We start from the raw sequence: 17,270 nt of genomic DNA, 5'->3' as shown, positions 1-17,270 counted from the left end.
TTCTGCTTCAACCACGGCCAGAATGACTGGTGAGCATCCTGGGACAGCAGGATCGACTTGCCTTAGGTGCCAGTTGGTGCGGAAGATCACCTTCTCAAGGCCGTCCGCCCACACGGAGCTTGGCACTGCCAGTATGGCCAGTCCCGCTGCCACCAACATAGTCGCCACCCGACCGGGGCGTCTTGCCTTCGTCGACAAGCAGCTCCACTGTTGCCAGCGATTGGAACCGCTCGGTGCGGCCCTGGTTGATGGGAAAAGAGTCTGCACCGCCGGTATCAATCACTTCATGAAAGGGGGCAAAGGCCTCCCGTGTAAGAGGTTCCGCGACGATTGTCCGGGAATGATTCATGACGCCGGCTTCCCGAACAGCCTCACCCGGCTGACACCACCATCGGGAATCATATTGAAACGGATATGAGTAATCGCACCCAGATTCTTCAGATCGGTAAACTGGTGGATAGCGTCTGCGGTCAGCGGCTGATCATCCATCAACGTGTGCCAGAACATACTCTGGGTGATGAGTGCCTGGGCAGTACTCTCTCCAGCTTCGACACAGGCCGCCTGTACAGAACAAGCCGCAGGAAAATTACCTTTGAAGTGCGCTGTGTCCACCTCGATGTGTTCGGCAATACCTTTGTGACCCAGGGCCAGAATGCACCAGTCATTACCCGGCTCACGCCGTCGTCGTGTCTCCCAGCCATCACCCATGTTGATACCCCGGCCCGGCCGCAGAAGCTTGCGAGGCTGACCATAGTGGGCGTCACTCCAGGCCACCTGATCACCACCATGCTCCAGAGCAAGCAAATTAACCGGACCACCGTTCAGCAATGCAGACCAGTCACAGAATGGTTTGCCGTATATTCGCAGACGCGCCAGCCCTCCATCGGGAAAAATGTGTACCCGCACATGGCTCCACGGTTGATCCGATGCGATTTCGCAGAAGCGGTGGTCGTTGCCTCGCAATTCGGTTGCGGGCACCAGCGTTTGCCAGTCGCTGTTTTCGCCGGGCTCACCATCCGGACAGTAACACGCCTCCAGTGAGGCTGCGGGAGGGAAGTTTCCGGTAAAGAAACTGGTGTCAAAATCCACACCCATCAAAACGCCAGGTGTCGCCAGACGAATAACACACCAGTCATGTCCGGTAGTACGACGACGGCGGGTCTCCCACCCGTCCATCCATTTGCCATTGTCATCAAAGCGATCAGGGTAAAACATCGGCTGAGCAGGCCTCAGCATGCGCTCCCGGGATGCAAAAAATTCGTCAGTCACCTGCGTCACTTCCGCTCCCAGGCTGCCATCGGCCAGATTCAGTCCTTTACGGGTGAAGTCAGGCCCCTCGACAACAGGCGCCACTATTGCATCAGTCATTCTTTTACTCCGGTGTCAGCTGCCTGAAAGGGGTGTTGCTGTTTCCAGTGGCGGGCAATATCAATACGCCGGCACACCCACACCTGCTCGTGCTGCTGGATATAATCAAGAAATCTCTGTAATGCCCTGAAACGGCCTGGGCGCCCAACAACCCGGCAATGCAGGCCAACGGACATCATCTTCGGGGCGTCAGCACCTTCTTCATACAACACATCAAAACTGTCTTTCAGGTACTGAAAGAACTGTTCTCCCGAGTTAAACCCCTGAGGCGAACTGAAGCGCATATCGTTGGCGTCCAGAGTATAAGGCACAACCAGATGGGGCTTGTGTTCTCCATCACGGGTTTCAACCGTGGTCCAGAAAGGGAGGTCATCGCCGTAGTAATCACTGTCGTATTCCAGGCCGCCATGTTCCACAGCCAGGCGCCGGGTATTCGGACTGTCACGGCCGGCATACCACCCCAGCGCAGGTGCTCCGGTCAACCGGGCATGCTGTTCCAGCGCGAGTTCCATATAGCGGCGTTCCTCCACCTCACTCATATCCTGATAGTGGATCCAGCGCTGGCCGTGACACGCAATCTCGTGGCCATCGTCTATAAATGCCTGCACCACCTCCGGGTTTCTGGAAAGGGCCATAGTCACCCCGAATACTGTCAGGGGTAACTGACGCTTGCGAAACTCACGCAGTATGCGCCAAACACCGGCACGGGACCCATATTCGTAGAGGGACTCCATGCTCATGTGCCGCCCTCTGTATGCTTCGGCACCAATGATGTCGGAGAGAAATGTTTCAGAGTGCTCATCTCCATGAAGCACGCAGTTCTCTCCGCCTTCTTCATAATTCAGTACAAACTGAACAGCTACCCGGGCGTTTCCGGGCCAGCGGGCATGGGGAGGGTTTTCACCATAGCCCCGCATATCTCTCGGGTAGGAGGCATTCTCATTCATTTAGGGCTCTCAAGTCCGCACCCTCGCAAGATCACATCAACCAGGAAGTCAGCCGCATGATCAAAGTCACGCTTCTCATACTCGGCCTTGTTCTCGACCATCAGGATCTGAACGTGGAAGTCGGCATAATGTTGTGTGGATGACCAAATCAGAAAAATCAGCTGTACCGGATCCACCGGCGCCATACGGCCATCGTCTATCCATGACTGCATGACATCCGACCGGCCTCGGACCCACTCACGCATATTGGTGCGCAGATGTTCCATAAGAAATGGGGCACCCTGGATGATCTCCATAGCAAACAGGCGGGAGGATAATGGGTACTTTTGTGACATCTCGACTTTGGTCCGGATGAAAGCAGCCAGTGCCTCGGCCGGGTCATCCTCCGGACGGATTTCTGTGAACACCTTGTTCCAGCGCGCCAGAATGTCATCAAACATGGCGCTGTACATTCGCTTCTTGTTACTGAAATAGTAAAGCACGTTGGACTTTGGCAGCCCGGCCCGCTCGGCAATTTTCTGGATTGTGGCGCCTTTATAACCGTGGAGAGCGAACTCTTCCTCGGCAGCAACCAGGATTTTCTCCCTGTTGCGCACCCATATCCTGCCTTTCCGGTACTTTCTGCCTTTCTCGGCCCCAGCCCCGTTGTCCGAAACGGAGCTGTCTGCAACAGAATTCTTGGTCATGAGCCTCTCACTTGTTATCCATTTATTCAGGAGTCCGACAGTATGATTCTGCCGGACTCCTGCTCAGGATCAAAAGTGGAATTTCACCAGCGCGCTGACAGAGCTCTGGTCGCCGATCAAGTTATCAGCCAGGCCATACTTATTTTTCCAGTACTGGTACTCAACACCTGCGTAAAGAACACCCGGCGCGCCCCAGAAGTTACCCACGTCCATCTTGATCTGCGGGGTGAACTGGAATTCGGATTTATGATCTGATTCAGCAGAAGACCAATCGATATACCCATCGATGAGGAATTTGGTCGCACCAATATCGAACGGATATCCCCAGGTTACCGTTAACTGCTTGTCGTCACTGACCTGATCATTATCAACGTAGTAAACAGAGGTATTAAAATACATGAAACCTGGAAGATCCCATGCGAAACCGATACCGCCCATATAGTTATTTACCTGGGTACCGCCACCAAATTCATACTGAGCAGCCAGGCTTACGTCCTTGATCGGACCAAAGCTGAGGTCTGCACCAGTAAGCCAACTGCCGCTCAGGTTAGGCGCAAATTCGCCGTATACGTTGTCTGATCCTTCAACCGAACCCTGACCCTGGTCACGGTCGATGAAGAAGAAAGTGCTACCCCAGTTATGGGCGGTGGCATTTTCGAAGGTGAAATAAGTCGCCTCATATTCGAAGCCGCCGTCACCGCCGGCATCGAATTCAACACCCTCATACTGGTTGCTGTGCAGAATGGAGATACTGGATCCCCCGAAGAACTTCTCAGCGTGGGCAGCCGGGGCAAAAGAAGCGGCAGCCACACAGCCGGCGATCAGTGTTTTACGAAATGCATTCATGGTTAATCCTCTCAGGTTACATTTTTCAGTTTTTAGAGTTGGCTCAGTACGGATCGTTATTGTTAGGATCCCGGCCGGTATGGCTGGCCGAGGGAAAGTGGGGTATTCAATCGGGTTCGCACCGGGTTCCAGGACAGCAGAACCAGCATCAGGATGGTGACCACGTAGGGCAGCATGGCGAGCAACTCCGTAGAGCTTTTCCAGCCCAGCCCCTGCAGTACCAGGTGCAAAATGCTGGCTGCGCCAAAAAGATAGGCACCCAGAATCAACCGCTCTGGCCGCCAGGTGGCAAAGACCACCAAAGCCAGGGCTATCCAGCCACGTCCGGCTGTCATGTTCTCCGTCCAGAGCGGGGTATAGGCCAAGGACAGGTAAGCACCGGCAAGCCCGGCCATGCCGCCGCCAAACGCAACGGCAAGGTAACGCACAAGCAACACTTTGAGACCGTTGGCGTTAGCTGCCTCCGGATCCTCACCGATGGCCCGCAACAGCAAACCACCACGGCTATTGCGGAGGAAAAGCGCCACGACCGCGAAGGCTATAAAGGAGGTGTATACCAGCGCATCCTGATTAAAAAACACGCGACCCAATACAGGAATATCACTAAGGAGCGGTATGGCCACACGGCTGAAGCCATCGATGGATGAGCCCACGAAGCCGGCGCCGAGAAACGCGCTCAAGCCAGTACCAAATATCGTCAGAGCCAGGCCTGCCGCGTATTGATTCGCTGCCAGGGTCACTGCCATAAATGCAAACAACAACGACATGGCAATACCCGCCATAACGGCTGCAACGACCCCAACAAGCAGGCTCCCGCTGGAAAGGGCTGCCGCAAACCCGGCTACGGCACCCATCAGCATCATCCCCTCCTGACCAAGATTGAGAACCCCGGATCGCTCACAGATCAGTTCTCCAAGTGCCACCAGCAAAAGAGGGGTTCCGGCAACCACAGTCGCAGCCAGAACATTGGTCAACAGTTCCATCTCAAACCTCCTGCGGTGCAGCTGCAACGGCCGCACTCGTTGGTTGCGGAGCCGCTTTCTTCAGTCGAACCCGGTAGTGGATAAAGGCGTCGCAGGTCAGCAGATAAAACAGCAGCAACCCCTGAAACAATGCCGTCACAGCTTTCGGCATCTGCATGGCAATCTGCAGAATTTCTCCGCCAATGAAAGTCAGAGCCAGTAAGGCACTGGCAGCAACAATACCCACGGCATGCATTCGCCCAAGGAACACAACAATGATTGCGGTATAGCCATACCCGGGAGATACCTGCGGCACCAGCTGACCAATGGGGCCGGTTACTTCCGAGGCTCCCGCCAGGCCAGCAGTTGCGCCACCAACAAGAAAAGCGAACCAGGTCAGTTTACGAACGCGAAATCCAGCGAACGCAGCCGCCCGGTGGTCCTGTCCGATAACGTTCAGCTGAAAGCCGATGAAGCTACGGGCAAACAGAACCCAGACGGCCACCGTGGCCAGCAAGCCGAAGGCGAGCCCCAGGTGCAGACGGGTACCCTCAATCAACACCGGCAGCAGTGCCGAGTCGGAGAACATCGCCGACTGAGGAAAGCCGAAACCGTAAGGATCCTTGAGCGGGCCATGTACGGTGTACAACAACAAATTCAATGCGATGTAATTGAGCATGATGGTGGTGAGAATCTCATTACAATGCAGGTGGGTTTTCAGCCCAGCAGCAATAGCAGCCCAGATCATGCCACCCAGCACACCTGTGAGAAGCACCACTGGCAGCACCCAGAATCCATTCACAGCCGAGAGCTGCACCGCCATCACACTGGCGCCCAGAGCACCCATCAAAAAATGACCTTCAGCACCGATGTTCCACAGCTTGGCCTTGTAGCAAACAGTCAGGCCAGCAGCACACAGCAGCAGAGGTGCCATCTTCAGGCCGAGCTCGGCCAACCCGGGCAGGTCGCTGATTGGCGTTATAAAGAAAAATTTGAGGCCTTCTACCGGGTCTTTACCCACCACCATGAACAGAATGAATCCGGTGATAACTGTCAGAACCAGTGCCAGGAGCGGTGACGCCCAGCGCATCACCGACGAAGCAACGGGGCGACGTTCAAGCAACAGCATGAGCGACCTCCGTGGACTCAAATTCTCCAGCCATCCATTGACCCAGCTGCTCTATGTGCAGCTCTGACGTGGGGGCAAGTGGGGACAACCTGCCATCGCAAAGCGCACCCAGACGGTTACACAGCTGGTAGAGCTCATCCAGATCTTCAGAAATCAGCAGGATTGCTGCGCCTTCATCGCGGAGTTTTACGAGAGATTCGTGGATAGCAACGGCTGACCCCACATCAACGCCCCAGGTAGGATGGGAAGCCACTAAAAGACGAGGGTTTTGCAAAGCCTCACGGCCAATAATGTATTTTTGCAGGTTGCCGCCTGACAGGCTTCCTGCGGTGCTGTTTTCACCGGTACAGCGAACGCCAAATCGACGAATCACCTCGCGGGAAAATTCTCGCACCCGGCCAGACCGTATCAGGCCACGCTCAACCAGGCCCTGACCGGACGCAGTCAACAAGGCGTTATCCGCCAGGGACATATCAGGCACCGCGCCCCGGCCGAGACGTTCCTCCGGCACAATCGCCACACCCAGCTTCCTGCGTTGGTCGGGAAACAGGGTTTCGATATTCTGCCCACTCAGGCAGATCGTTCCTGCGTCGGCTCGAATCTCACCGGACAAGGCCTTGAGCAGTTCGTCCTGGCCATTACCAGCAACGCCGGCAATGCCTACGATTTCACCCTTGTGCAAGTCCAGGTTCACATTCCTTAGACTGGTGCCAAATGGATCCTTGCTCTTCCAGCCAAGGCCACTGACTTCCATCAGGGGCTCGCCCGGTTCCGCCGCAGTCACCCGGGTTGAAATCGGAGTGTCATCACCAACCATAAGGCGTGCGATTTCAGAGGCAGAGATTTCTGCAGGCTGACAGTCACCACTGACCCGCCCCTGACGCAACACTGTAGCCGTGTGGCAAAGGCTGCGAACCTCCTCCAGCTTGTGACTGATAAACAGAATGCTGCAGCCTTCCTTCGAGAGCGTCCTCAAGGTCGCAAAGAGGGAGGTAACTTCCTGGGGCGTAAGAACGGATGTTGGTTCATCCAGAATCAACAGAGTTGTTTCCTGAATCAGGCAACGAACAATTTCCACACGCTGTCGTTCCCCCACCGATAAAGTGCTGATATATCGCCTCGGGTCCAACTCCATACCGTATCGCTCGGAGACTTCGTTTATGCGCTGATTCAGTTGACTACGGTTGCGGGCTTCATCCGGCGGCAGGCTGAGTGCAATATTCTCTGCCACTGTCAGGGTCTCGAACAGGGAGAAATGCTGAAACACCATGCCGATACCCATACGGCGGGCCTGAGCGGGGTTATCCACTTGCACTGCATGGCCATTCCAGACAACCCGTCCCTCATCGGGCTGAACCACGCCATAAATCACTTTCATCAAGGTGCTCTTACCGGCGCCATTCTCGCCCAGAAGCGCATGAATCTCCCCTGCTTCCACAGTTAGATCAATGCCGTCATTGGCCCGGCATCCCGGGTATTCCTTGACGATGTTTTCAAGCTTCAGACGTATCGCCGCAGTCATACACAGCCCCATATTCGTTCGAATGCATTTGGCCTTTGAATTAATAAACTGACCAAACAATCAACATTTTGGGTACCAGCAATATACTTGCCAAAAATTAACACTCCATAAAATAGATTCATTAAACCAATTGGTCAGCTTTTTGCAGAAACCCTGCAAGAAACATTGAAGCGCTGGCCTGAAGGCAGGGGCCAGGGTTCCCGGAACACCGCAAATAGCCTGCTAACGGAGAGAGCTGTGATCGAATTTCTCTTAAACGGTCAAATTGAAAAACCTGACCATATCGACCCAAATTTGAGCATTCTGGAATGGTTGCGCACCAAAATGCGTCTTACCGGCACCAAAGAGGGCTGCGCCTCAGGTGACTGTGGCGCCTGCACAGTTATTACCGGCACCCCTGGTGAAAGCGGAGATATCCTCTATCAAGCGATAAACAGCTGCATCACTCCGATGGCCAGTCTGCACGGCAAGGAGCTGGTCACCATCGAGGCCTTTCAACAAGAGCCTGGCCACCCAGTACAAAGCTGCATGGTGGAGCAACATGGAGCCCAATGCGGTTTCTGCACGCCCGGCATCGTTATGTCGCTGACAGCGCTGCACGCCAACCGCAAAGAGGGGGGCACCAGTAACGATCAGATCCTTGAAGCCTTATCCGGCAACCTTTGCCGCTGCACGGGCTACCGCCCCATTGTTGCGGCCAGCCATCAGGCCATGGTGGAGGAATGGCAACCGGAACCGGGGCACCCGGCTGCAGGAATGGCAAACAGAGCTACCACCGCCCCCCTGGCAGGCATCCACCGGAACAGCTTTACACTGAACATGCCAGAAGGCAGCCGTTATGACGCACCGGTGAGTTTGCATGAGCTCCGCGCACTACGCCGCGAAGCCCCTTATTCACGCCTGGTGGCTGGCGGCACTGACCTGATGCTGGAGGTTACTCAACAACTCAACACACTGGACCACCTGATCAGCCTGGAGCGTATACCCGAGTTGCAGGGTTGTGTGTTGGACGACAATGAACTGGTGATCGGCGCGGCCACAACCTATCACCAGCTACGGGGCCCCCTGTGCGAGCTCTGGCCAGCCTTTGATGCCATGCTGGAGCGCCTGGGGTCTCTGCAGATCCGCAACCGCGGTACTCTGGGGGGCAACATCGCCAACGCCTCACCGATTGGTGATATGCCACCGCCTCTGATAGCCCTCGGCGCCACGCTGGTACTGGATGGACCGGAAGGCGAGCGAAAGCTGCCACTGGAAGAATTTTTCCAGGGCTATAAACAGACCAGCCTCCAGCCCGGGGAGTTCGTTCACTCCGTACGGGTGCCGGTACCTGAAGTAAATGAAGCTCTGTACATCTACAAGGTTTCGAAACGCCTGGACGATGATATTTCAGCGGTACTCGGAGCCTTCCACCTGACAGTCGATAACGGCGTGGTGCGTGCATGCCGCCTCGCTTTCGGTGGCATGGCCGCTATTCCTGCCAGAGCCCCCCATGCAGAAGCCGCCCTGACCGGTCAGCCCTGGAACGAAGAATCTCTCCAGGCCGCATTAACAGCTCTTGCGGATGACTTCTCGCCTCTAAGCGATGTCCGCGCCTCCTCCGGCTATCGACTGCAGGTTGCTGGCAACCTGTTACGACGTACCTTACTGGCGTCTACCTCCCTGCCCGGCGAACAACTGATGGTGACCGACTATGCGTAAACTCCCCCTGAACACGCCAGCTCCGGCGCACAGCGCCCGCGGGCTGGCTGGTCACAGCGTCAAGCACGACAGTGCCTGGAAACACGTCAGTGGCCAGGCGCGCTATATTGATGACATGCCCACGCCCGAGGGCATTCTCCACGCAGCTGTGGGCCAAAGCGAACAGGCTCATGCCCGCATAGTGTCCATGGACCTGGACGCGGTTCGCCAATACCCCGGTGTTATTGCAGTCATTACCGCCAAAGACGTACCCGGGCACCTGGATATCGGGCCGGTTTTTCCGGGCGACCCGGTTCTCGCTGATAACATCGTTGAATACATCGGCCAGCCGGTCTTCGCCGTCGCCGCAACTTCCCATGAAGCGGCCCGCAAGGCAGCGAAGCTGGCAAAGGTTGAGTACGAGGCCCTTGATGCCGTCGTAACCGTTACCCAGGCGCTCAACAAAGAATTCTTTGTTCGCCCCAGCCAGACACAACAACGAGGTCAACCTGACCAGGCGCTGGCACAGGCACCTAACCGCCTCAGCGGAGAACAGTTCGTGGGTGGTCAGGAACACTTTTATCTCGAAGGCCAGGCCTCGCTGGCCGAGCCTACCGAAGACCGGGGCATGTTCGTTCATACCTCAAGCCAGCACCCTTCTGAAGTTCAGAAGCTGGTGGCTGAAGTACTGGGGCTGCCCATCCACGAAGTTCATGCTGAGGTTCGCAGAATGGGTGGAGGTTTTGGTGGCAAGGAAACCCAGGCCGCACCTGTGGCCTGTATCGCGGCACTGCTTGCCAATGCCACCAACCGGCCGGTGAAATACCGTTTGTCCCGCCCGGATGACATGATCCAGACCGGCAAACGACACGACTTTTACAACACCTACGACATAGGCTTTGATGACGATGGCCTGATCCTCGGCGCTGACCTTATGGTTGCCGGGCGTTGCGGCAATTCCCCGGACCTGTCTGACGCCATAGTTGACCGGGCCATGTTCCACGCCGACAACGCCTACTACCTGGACCAGGCAAGGGTGACCGGTCACCGCTGCAAAACCCACACGGTATCCAATACTGCATTCCGGGGGTTCGGTGGCCCACAGGGCATGATGATCATTGAGCACGCCATGGACGATATTGCCCGTCATCTCGGCCGGGACCCACTCGACATCCGCAAACTCAACCTTTACCGGCCGGGCCGGGATACGACCCACTACGGCCAGACAATTGAACAACACGTACTCCCGGAACTCCTCGAGAAACTCGAAGCCAGCTCCGACTACCGAAAAAGGCGCAGTGACATTACTGCCTTCAACCAGTCCAGCCCGATACTCAAGCGTGGACTGGCTCTGACGCCGGTTAAATTCGGGATATCGTTCACCGCCAAGCACCTCAACCAGGCGGGCGCTCTGGTAAACATCTACACAGACGGCAGCATCGACGTAAACCACGGCGGTACCGAAATGGGGCAAGGGCTTTACATCAAGATAGCTCAGGTTGTCGCATCGGCTTTCCAGATCGACGTTGAACGCGTCAAGGTATCCGCAACCCGCACAGACAAGGTACCCAACACCTCGCCTACTGCAGCGTCATCCGGCTCAGACCTGAATGGCATGGCGGCGCTGGATGCGTGCGAAAAGATACTGGGCGGCCTGACAGAGTTTGCGTCCAGCCACTGGTCCGTAGCACCGGAAGACGTGACGTTCGCTAATAATCAGGTTCAGATCAACGACCTGAAGATACCTTGGGCAACGTTCATCCAGACGGCATATATGAACCGGATCCCCTTGTCTTCATCGGGCTTTTACGCCACCCCAAAGATCCATTACGACCCCAAGACGGGCACCGGGCATCCGTTTCTTTACTACTCGAATTGCGCAGCCTGTTCCGAAGTGGTGGTGGACACACTGACCGGGGAATACCGCGTACTGCGCACCGACATTCTTTTCGATGCCGGTCGCTCACTGAACCCGGAGATCGATATCGGCCAGATTGAAGGTGGCTTCGTTCAGGGTATGGGCTGGCTGACCACCGAAGAACTGGTGTACAGCGACGGCGGCAAACTGCTGACTACCGGCCCCGCCACCTACAAGATTCCTGCCGTATCCGACTGCCCACCGGATTTGCGCGTCGCCTTGCTAGAAAACAGCCCGAACCGCGAAGCCACTGTATTCCACTCCAAAGCTGTAGGCGAACCCCCTCTGATGCTCGGCATCGCTGTATGGAGCGCCCTTCGTGACGCGATCTCCAGCATCACCAACTATCAGTTCAGCCCCCCGTTGGATACACCTGCGACGCCAGAACGGGTACTGGCGGCGGTTACCGCCAGCCAAGCCTGGCACAACCAGCACAAGGAGACCGCCTGATGGAACGCCGGCTTAACTGGTACCAGGCCGTCGCCCAGTGTGAAGACAGGGGAGAACCCTATGTTCTGGTAACTGTGCTCGGAGTTACAGGCTCAGTACCCCGTGAGCCCGCCAGCAAGATGGTGGTCACAGGCGAGCAAAGCTACGACACCATTGGCGGCGGTCACCTGGAATACCGTATCTGCCAACAGGCCAGAGAACGTCTGGCCAGGCAGGATTTCATCAGCGAAATGGCCAACTTCCCCCTCGGAGCCAGCCTTGGGCAATGCTGTGGCGGCAGCGTATCGGTTCTTCTGGAAGCTCACCCCGGATGCGAACAGGAGTTGGTGATTTTCGGCGCTGGCCACGTGGCCAAGGCCCTGGTGACCGTTCTTGGCGGTTTACCCTGGCGAGTTACCTGGGTGGACGAACGCGCCGACCAATTCCCGGCAGACTGTCCGGGCAACGTCCGCATGCATCACACAGACGACCCGGCAGGCGATGCCCCCACTCTGTGTGCCGGCAAACAGGTACTGATCCTGACCCACAACCACCAGCTGGACTTCGAACTCTGCCGCACCTTGTTGAACTCAGGAGACTGCGCAGGCATTGGCCTTATCGGGTCTGCCACCAAGGCAGAGCGATTCCGTCAACGGCTGGAGCACCGAGGCTTCAGCGCCGCCGACATCAGCAGCATTCGCTGCCCGGTGGGGCGTACCGATGTGCCCGGGAAACGGCCTATGGAAGTCGCCGTTTCCATCAGTGCCGAACTACTGAGCCTGTCCGCCTTGCCTACCCGGACCACATCTGCCCGACGCGGGCTGCCCTGGAAAGAACTCAAGGGGCTGATCAAAAGCACCGAGACGGGAGACCTCTCAAAATGACCGCAAAAACACTCAACACCCTGCCCCGGGAGGAAGCAGAAAAACAGCTTACAAACTGCTGCGCTGCTGAAACCTGGGTAAAGGGCATGCTGGCCGGATTGCCCTATCGCGATCAAACCGCACTGATTACCCAAAGCCGTAACCTTTGGTCAAAGCTGACGAAACAGGACTGGCTTCAGGCCTTCAGCGCTCACCCGAAAATAGGCGATATCGACAGCCTGCGGGCGAAATACGCCAGCACAAAAGCGATGGCCAGCGGTGAGCAGGCAGGAGCCCGCCAGGCTTCGGAAGAACTTTTGAAACGACTCAAGGATGGAAACGACGCTTACCAGAAAAAATTCGGATTTATCTTCATTGTGTGCGCCACCGGCAAGTCCGCAGAAGAGATGCTGGGGCTACTGGAAACACGCCTGACTCATACCCGGGCACAGGAACTAGCCACCGCGGCAGCCGAGCAGGCAAAAATCACAGAACTTAGACTGGAGAAGCTGCTATGAGCCGTAACAGCCCCGTAACCACTCACATTCTTGATCTGGGGAGCGGCAAGCCCGCATCAGGAGTCAGCGTTTCTCTGTACCGCGTCACCGCACAGAGCGAAACATGCATCGCCAGCGGCATTACTGATGATGACGGCCGCGTAATGGACTGGTTCGACACATCTGTTGAAACCGGGCATTACCGTATCCGGTTTGCTACAGGTGAGTGGTACCACGCTCGCGGGCTGGAGACTTTCTTCCCCGAGGTTTGCCTGGACTTTCACATCAGTGATCCCGGCAGCCACTACCACGTCCCTCTGCTGCTGAACCAGTGGGGCTTCTCAACCTACCGGGGAAGCTGATGACTACCACGCTGGACACACAACTGCCCTCAGGCTGCGAAGCACATCGCGGTGCTATGCTTCATTTTCTGGACGACCCCGGAAATGACCCCGAACCCAGGCCAGGCACCTACGAATATTTCGAAGACGGCCTACTTGTCCTGAATCAGGGCAAGGTGCTGGCAAAAGGTCCTGCCAGCGAATGGCTGACCAAACTGCCTTCTGACGCCAAGGTTACCTGCTGGCAAGACGGCCTGATTGTTCCAGGCTTTATCGACACGCACGTCCATATGCCTCAACTCGGCGTCATGGCCAGCTATGGCACCCAGCTTCTGGACTGGCTGGAAACCTACACCTTCCCACACGAGGCCCGCTTCAGTGATGGCGACTGGGCCCGAACGGAAGCCAGAAGGTTCACAAATCTGCTTTTGCAGCACGGCACCACATCTGCACTGGTGTTCTGCACCTCGCATCCCGAGTCGGTAAACGCCTTATTCGAGGCGGCCGAAGAGCACGGCATGGGACTCACCGCCGGTAAGGTGATGATGGACAGGTACGCGCCGGAAAACCTGAAAGACACAACCGCCGAAAGCTATAGCGACAGCCTGGCATTGCTACAGAAGTGGCACCAACGTGGGCGCCAGTGCTACGCCATCACGCCCCGTTTTGCTGCAACGTCTACGCCGGAGCAGCTGACTCTGGCCGGCAAGCTGGCTGCCGAATACCCGGATGCCATGGTTCAGACCCATTGGGCCGAAAATATCGGGGAGATCACCTGGGTTCGTGAACTTTTTCCCGAGCGAACAAGTTACCTCGACATCTACGATCACTACGGGTTACTTGGCGACCATACCGTGCTGGCTCACGGTATCCACATCAATAATGAAGACCGCCAGCGACTGGCAGACACGGGGAGCAGCATTGCTTTCTGCCCCACATCCAACACTTTTCTAGGTAGCGGCTTGTTCGATTTCCGGGCTACCCGCGATGCAGACGTATCCGTTGGCCTTGCGTCGGATGTCGGCGGTGGCACCAGCCTTTCCATGCTTGCCACCATGGCCGAAGCCTACAAGGTCTGCCGTCTCCGCGACCAAACCATGACCCCCTGGCAAGCATTTTACCTGGCCACTCTGGGTAACGCCCGGGTTCTGCACCGGGATGAAGAGTGCGGCAACTTCGAGCGAGGGAAAATCGCAGATTTTGTCGTACTGGATCACCGGGCCTCCCCGATGCTTGCCATGAAGGAGCCCTTCATCAATAACCTTTCGGAAACACTTTTCAACCTGATGATCCTCGGAGATGACCGTGCCATTGCCGCCACCATCGTGGCTAGCCAGGTTCGGTACCAGCGGCCTGCCCTGCCTCAGCCCGATACATTGCCCACCCATTCTCATACTCAAGGAGCCTGACCCATGGAAGCTTATCTGAGCGAATGGCTATCCCTTCTCGTTCGCTGGTTTCATGTTATTGCCGGAGTCGCCTGGATCGGTGCCTCGTTCTACTTTGTCTGGCTGGACAACCATCTCCGGGAACCGCCGGAATGGAAAAAGCAGGAAGGCATCAAAGGTGACCTCTGGGCTATTCATGGAGGCGGCATTTACGAAATTGCCAAGTACAAGCTCAGCCCCAGAGAAATGCCCAAAGAGCTCCATTGGTTCAAATGGGAAGCTTACTCAACACTGCTCAGCGGCCTGGCATTACTGTTCGTGGTCTACTACATGGGCTCACCCGGCTACCTGATTGATCCTTCAAAAGCAGACATCAGTATCGGCACCGCCATTGCTATCGGCCTGAGCACCATTGTCGTGGTGCTGGCCATGTACGAAGCACTGATTCGAAGCCCGCTGGCAGACAACGGCAAGGCTTTTGGGCTGATTCTGTTCGCCATTCTGCTAGTGGCAGACTGGGGCCTGTTTCAGGTATTCACCGGGCGTGGTGCTTACATTCATGTGGGCGCCATTATCGGAACCATCATGGTCGCCAACGTCTTCCTGGGAATCGTTCCTTCCCAGAGAGCACTGGTAAAAGCAATTGAAAAAGGTGGTGATCCGGGCGCGCGGGTTGCCCGCCTGGCCATGCTTGCCAAGCTGCGGTCGACCCACAACAATTACCTGACATTGCCAATTCTGCTGATCATGATCAGTAACCATTACCCGTTACTTTATGGTCATCCCCATGGCTGGGCCGTTCTTGCCGCCATCGGGTTTATTGCCGCTTTTGCCAGGCATTACTTCAATTTGCGACACAGGGACATCAACCAGCCATGGATACTGGTAGTCGCCGCCCTGCTCATTGCAATTCTGATCTGGGCTATCGCCCCGGCACCGCTTACATCCGAGGCTAAGGATGGCCAGGCGGTAAGCGATGAAACAGCAAGCGCGATCATCAGTACACACTGTGTCGCCTGCCATGCCAGCGCCCCCAGCCATCCAGCGTTCCAGTCGCCTCCAGCAGGTTTCATGTTCGAGGAATTGTCACAGCTGAAAAGCCACGCAGGCAAGGTTCGCCAGGTAGCTGTTGACTCCCAATACATGCCGCTGGGAAATGTTACCGGCATGTCTGATGAGGAGCGCCAGCAGCTTGGGCAATGGCTGATGGCTAACCAACAAGAGTAAAAGAGCAAACAAAAAGGCCTCCATCAGGAGGCCTTATCTGGTTGGTGCTTTTACTTCGTGGCTATTGCTGCTTCATCGCTTGCGCTGCTTCCTCTGCCGCATCGAAGTTCGCCTGGATGCGCTGCAAAAGGTAATTGCGAGCTGTAATCGGCGGGTACTTCTTCTCAGGGCCCTGAATGATCTGATCCTTGTTGGCCTGGCAGAAGAACGCCATGCTATAGCGAGGGCCATTGTAGTCACCCGGCTTCGGCATCCGTACCCGGTGCAGCGTGGACTTCAGGCGATCATCACTCCAGCGCATCAGCATGTCGCCGATATTACAGGTAATGCGATCTTCCTTCGGAGTAACGGTAAACCATTCACGCTCATCACCCTTACCTTCAGCATCCTTACCCGGGCTCACCTGCAGGCCTCCCTGGTTCTCCTGCTGGAATACCATGGTCAGGCAGTCAAAATCCGTGTGCGCTCCCGCTCGCCAGATCGACGCATCGGGGGTCGTACCTTCCGGCAGCGGTAGATAATGCAGCAGGCGCAACGTGCTCTGATACTCCTCCGAGCTCCGGTCGTGGGCATGGGAAAAAAACTCACGGTCAAACCCCAGACGATCGGCAAAGCAAGACAACACTTTCATGCCCAGCTGCCAGGCTTTGTGCTCGAAATCCAGCATAACCCGATGAAACTCGGGCACCACTGTCTGATTAGGCCACAGGTCATCCATATGAGGCAGGGTGATCTGGTAAGACTCTTTGTCATCCGCAGTGCCGGTTGAGGGACGTACCTGCGACCTGAACTCCCAACCCGAGTTGAGGCCTTTTTTTAGCGGAAAACGCTGCTTCTCAGATTCGGGCAATGCAAAGAAACGTTCAGACAAACCGAAGGCCTGCCTGATCAACGTCAGATCAAGCCCGTGTTCTGATAGCTGGAAAAATCCGACTTCCGTGGCTGCGTGCCACAACTGCTCGGCGACTTCATCCCGACGTTGCTCGAAATCTGTCAGGTCTATCACAGGGACATCACACTCAATTTCCTTACCCATGCCACCGAAGGTGGTTTCCAGGTTCAGTTCTTTGAGGGCGTACTGTTCTTGAGGGTTGGTCATGGGGCCTCCAGGGCATAGCATCAGTAGATGAGCAGTGTTCGGAGGCAAACCAGCTTGAAAAACGGGCGGTCGGGCAAACTCACAGCCAGCGCCACCAATCACGCCAGTTGCGCATCCGATCAGCGACTGAGCAATGACCCGAAACCCCGTTTCATCAGAGGATCCCTGACAGCTTCTACTCAGGAGGGCAGGCCATCAATCTGTGGCCTGCTCCATGCAGTGAACTCAGCAGAATTCATGCCAGCATCCTTTGACAGAAAACCCTTCTCTTTCCCGCTTCTTCGGATATATCCATTAACGGGCACGCATCAGAAACGAACCAATCCGAGGCAAGGCCCAGATTTTTGCCCCATTTCAGCACCCTGTTG

At 56.2% G+C, this 17,270-nt stretch carries 15 protein-coding genes and 1 pseudogene; 7 read left to right on the top strand and 9 right to left on the bottom strand.

The genetic code is table 11. From position 1 onward, the window contains the following. Positions 1–187: 187 nt before the first annotated feature. The 8 genes and pseudogenes from FFI90_RS20335 to FFI90_RS10360 all read right to left on the bottom strand — a co-directional run. Positions 188–349: pseudogene (locus FFI90_RS20335) on the bottom strand (ureidoglycolate lyase); the annotation flags it as partial. Beyond that, a complete protein-coding gene (alc, locus tag FFI90_RS10390) occupies positions 346–1,368 on the bottom strand; it encodes an allantoicase (RefSeq protein WP_144777940.1) in 1,023 nt (340 codons plus the stop codon). The gene alc and the pseudogene FFI90_RS20335, both read right to left, overlap by 4 nt. After that, positions 1,365–2,315, bottom strand: a complete 951-nt coding sequence (puuE, locus tag FFI90_RS10385; RefSeq protein ID WP_144777939.1) for an allantoinase PuuE — start codon at positions 2,313–2,315, stop codon at positions 1,365–1,367. The genes alc and puuE overlap by 4 nt, the downstream gene beginning before the upstream one ends. After that, the gene (locus tag FFI90_RS10380) at positions 2,312–3,001 is read right to left on the bottom strand and encodes a TetR/AcrR family transcriptional regulator (protein ID WP_144777938.1); all 690 of its coding nucleotides are present in this window, start codon (positions 2,999–3,001) and stop codon (positions 2,312–2,314) included. Before FFI90_RS10380 ends, puuE begins: the two co-directional genes overlap by 4 nt. Positions 3,002–3,070: 69 nt before the next feature. Then, positions 3,071–3,847 (bottom strand): outer membrane protein OmpK, encoded by a 777-nt coding sequence (locus FFI90_RS10375; protein WP_144777937.1) that lies wholly within the window; start codon positions 3,845–3,847, stop codon positions 3,071–3,073. A gap of 62 nt (positions 3,848–3,909) precedes the next feature. After that, on the bottom strand, positions 3,910–4,830 hold the full coding sequence (locus FFI90_RS10370; protein WP_144777936.1) for an ABC transporter permease: 921 nt from the start codon (positions 4,828–4,830) through the stop codon (positions 3,910–3,912). 1 nt (position 4,831) lies between these two features. After that, the gene (locus FFI90_RS10365) at positions 4,832–5,938 is read right to left on the bottom strand and encodes an ABC transporter permease (RefSeq protein WP_144777935.1); all 1,107 of its coding nucleotides are present in this window, start codon (positions 5,936–5,938) and stop codon (positions 4,832–4,834) included. Next, on the bottom strand, positions 5,925–7,460 hold the full coding sequence (locus FFI90_RS10360) for an ABC transporter ATP-binding protein (RefSeq protein WP_144777934.1): 1,536 nt from the start codon (positions 7,458–7,460) through the stop codon (positions 5,925–5,927). Before FFI90_RS10360 ends, FFI90_RS10365 begins: the two co-directional genes overlap by 14 nt. A gap of 237 nt (positions 7,461–7,697) precedes the next feature. Here FFI90_RS10360 and xdhA point away from each other — a divergent pair, with 237 nt between their 5' ends. The 7 genes from xdhA to FFI90_RS10325 are packed head-to-tail and all read left to right on the top strand — an operon-like array spanning position 7,698 to position 15,803. Beyond that, positions 7,698–9,161 (top strand): xanthine dehydrogenase small subunit, encoded by a 1,464-nt coding sequence (gene xdhA, locus FFI90_RS10355; RefSeq protein WP_144777933.1) that lies wholly within the window; start codon positions 7,698–7,700, stop codon positions 9,159–9,161. Beyond that, a complete protein-coding gene (gene xdhB / locus FFI90_RS10350; protein ID WP_144777932.1) occupies positions 9,154–11,508 on the top strand; it encodes a xanthine dehydrogenase molybdopterin binding subunit in 2,355 nt (784 codons plus the stop codon). The genes xdhA and xdhB overlap by 8 nt, the downstream gene beginning before the upstream one ends. After that, the gene (gene xdhC, locus FFI90_RS10345; RefSeq protein ID WP_144777931.1) at positions 11,508–12,371 is read left to right on the top strand and encodes a xanthine dehydrogenase accessory protein XdhC; all 864 of its coding nucleotides are present in this window, start codon (positions 11,508–11,510) and stop codon (positions 12,369–12,371) included. The genes xdhB and xdhC overlap by 1 nt, the downstream gene beginning before the upstream one ends. Next, positions 12,368–12,868 (top strand): 2-oxo-4-hydroxy-4-carboxy-5-ureidoimidazoline decarboxylase, encoded by a 501-nt coding sequence (uraD, locus tag FFI90_RS10340; RefSeq protein ID WP_144777930.1) that lies wholly within the window; start codon positions 12,368–12,370, stop codon positions 12,866–12,868. Before xdhC ends, uraD begins: the two co-directional genes overlap by 4 nt. Further along, positions 12,865–13,209 carry a hydroxyisourate hydrolase gene (gene uraH / locus FFI90_RS10335; RefSeq protein ID WP_144777929.1) on the top strand — a complete coding sequence of 115 codons (345 nt, stop codon included), beginning with the start codon at positions 12,865–12,867 and terminating at the stop codon, positions 13,207–13,209. The genes uraD and uraH overlap by 4 nt, the downstream gene beginning before the upstream one ends. Positions 13,210–13,232: 23 nt before the next feature. Continuing rightward, a complete protein-coding gene (gene guaD, locus FFI90_RS10330) occupies positions 13,233–14,597 on the top strand; it encodes a guanine deaminase (protein ID WP_144778323.1) in 1,365 nt (454 codons plus the stop codon). Between the two features lie 3 nt (positions 14,598–14,600). Next, positions 14,601–15,803, top strand: a complete 1,203-nt coding sequence (locus tag FFI90_RS10325) for a urate hydroxylase PuuD (protein WP_144777928.1) — start codon at positions 14,601–14,603, stop codon at positions 15,801–15,803. Positions 15,804–15,864: 61 nt separating this feature from the next. On the opposite strand, the gene FFI90_RS10320 is transcribed toward FFI90_RS10325, so the two are convergent. Beyond that, positions 15,865–16,902: an isopenicillin N synthase family dioxygenase gene (locus FFI90_RS10320; protein WP_144777927.1), complete on the bottom strand. Its 1,038-nt coding sequence runs from the start codon at positions 16,900–16,902 to the stop codon at positions 15,865–15,867. Positions 16,903–17,270 lie beyond the last annotated feature (368 nt).

This window comes from Marinobacter maritimus (assembly GCF_007671675.1).
Lineage (GTDB): Bacteria > Pseudomonadota > Gammaproteobacteria > Pseudomonadales > Oleiphilaceae > Marinobacter > Marinobacter maritimus.
This window is presented reverse-complemented; position numbering and strand designations above follow the sequence as displayed.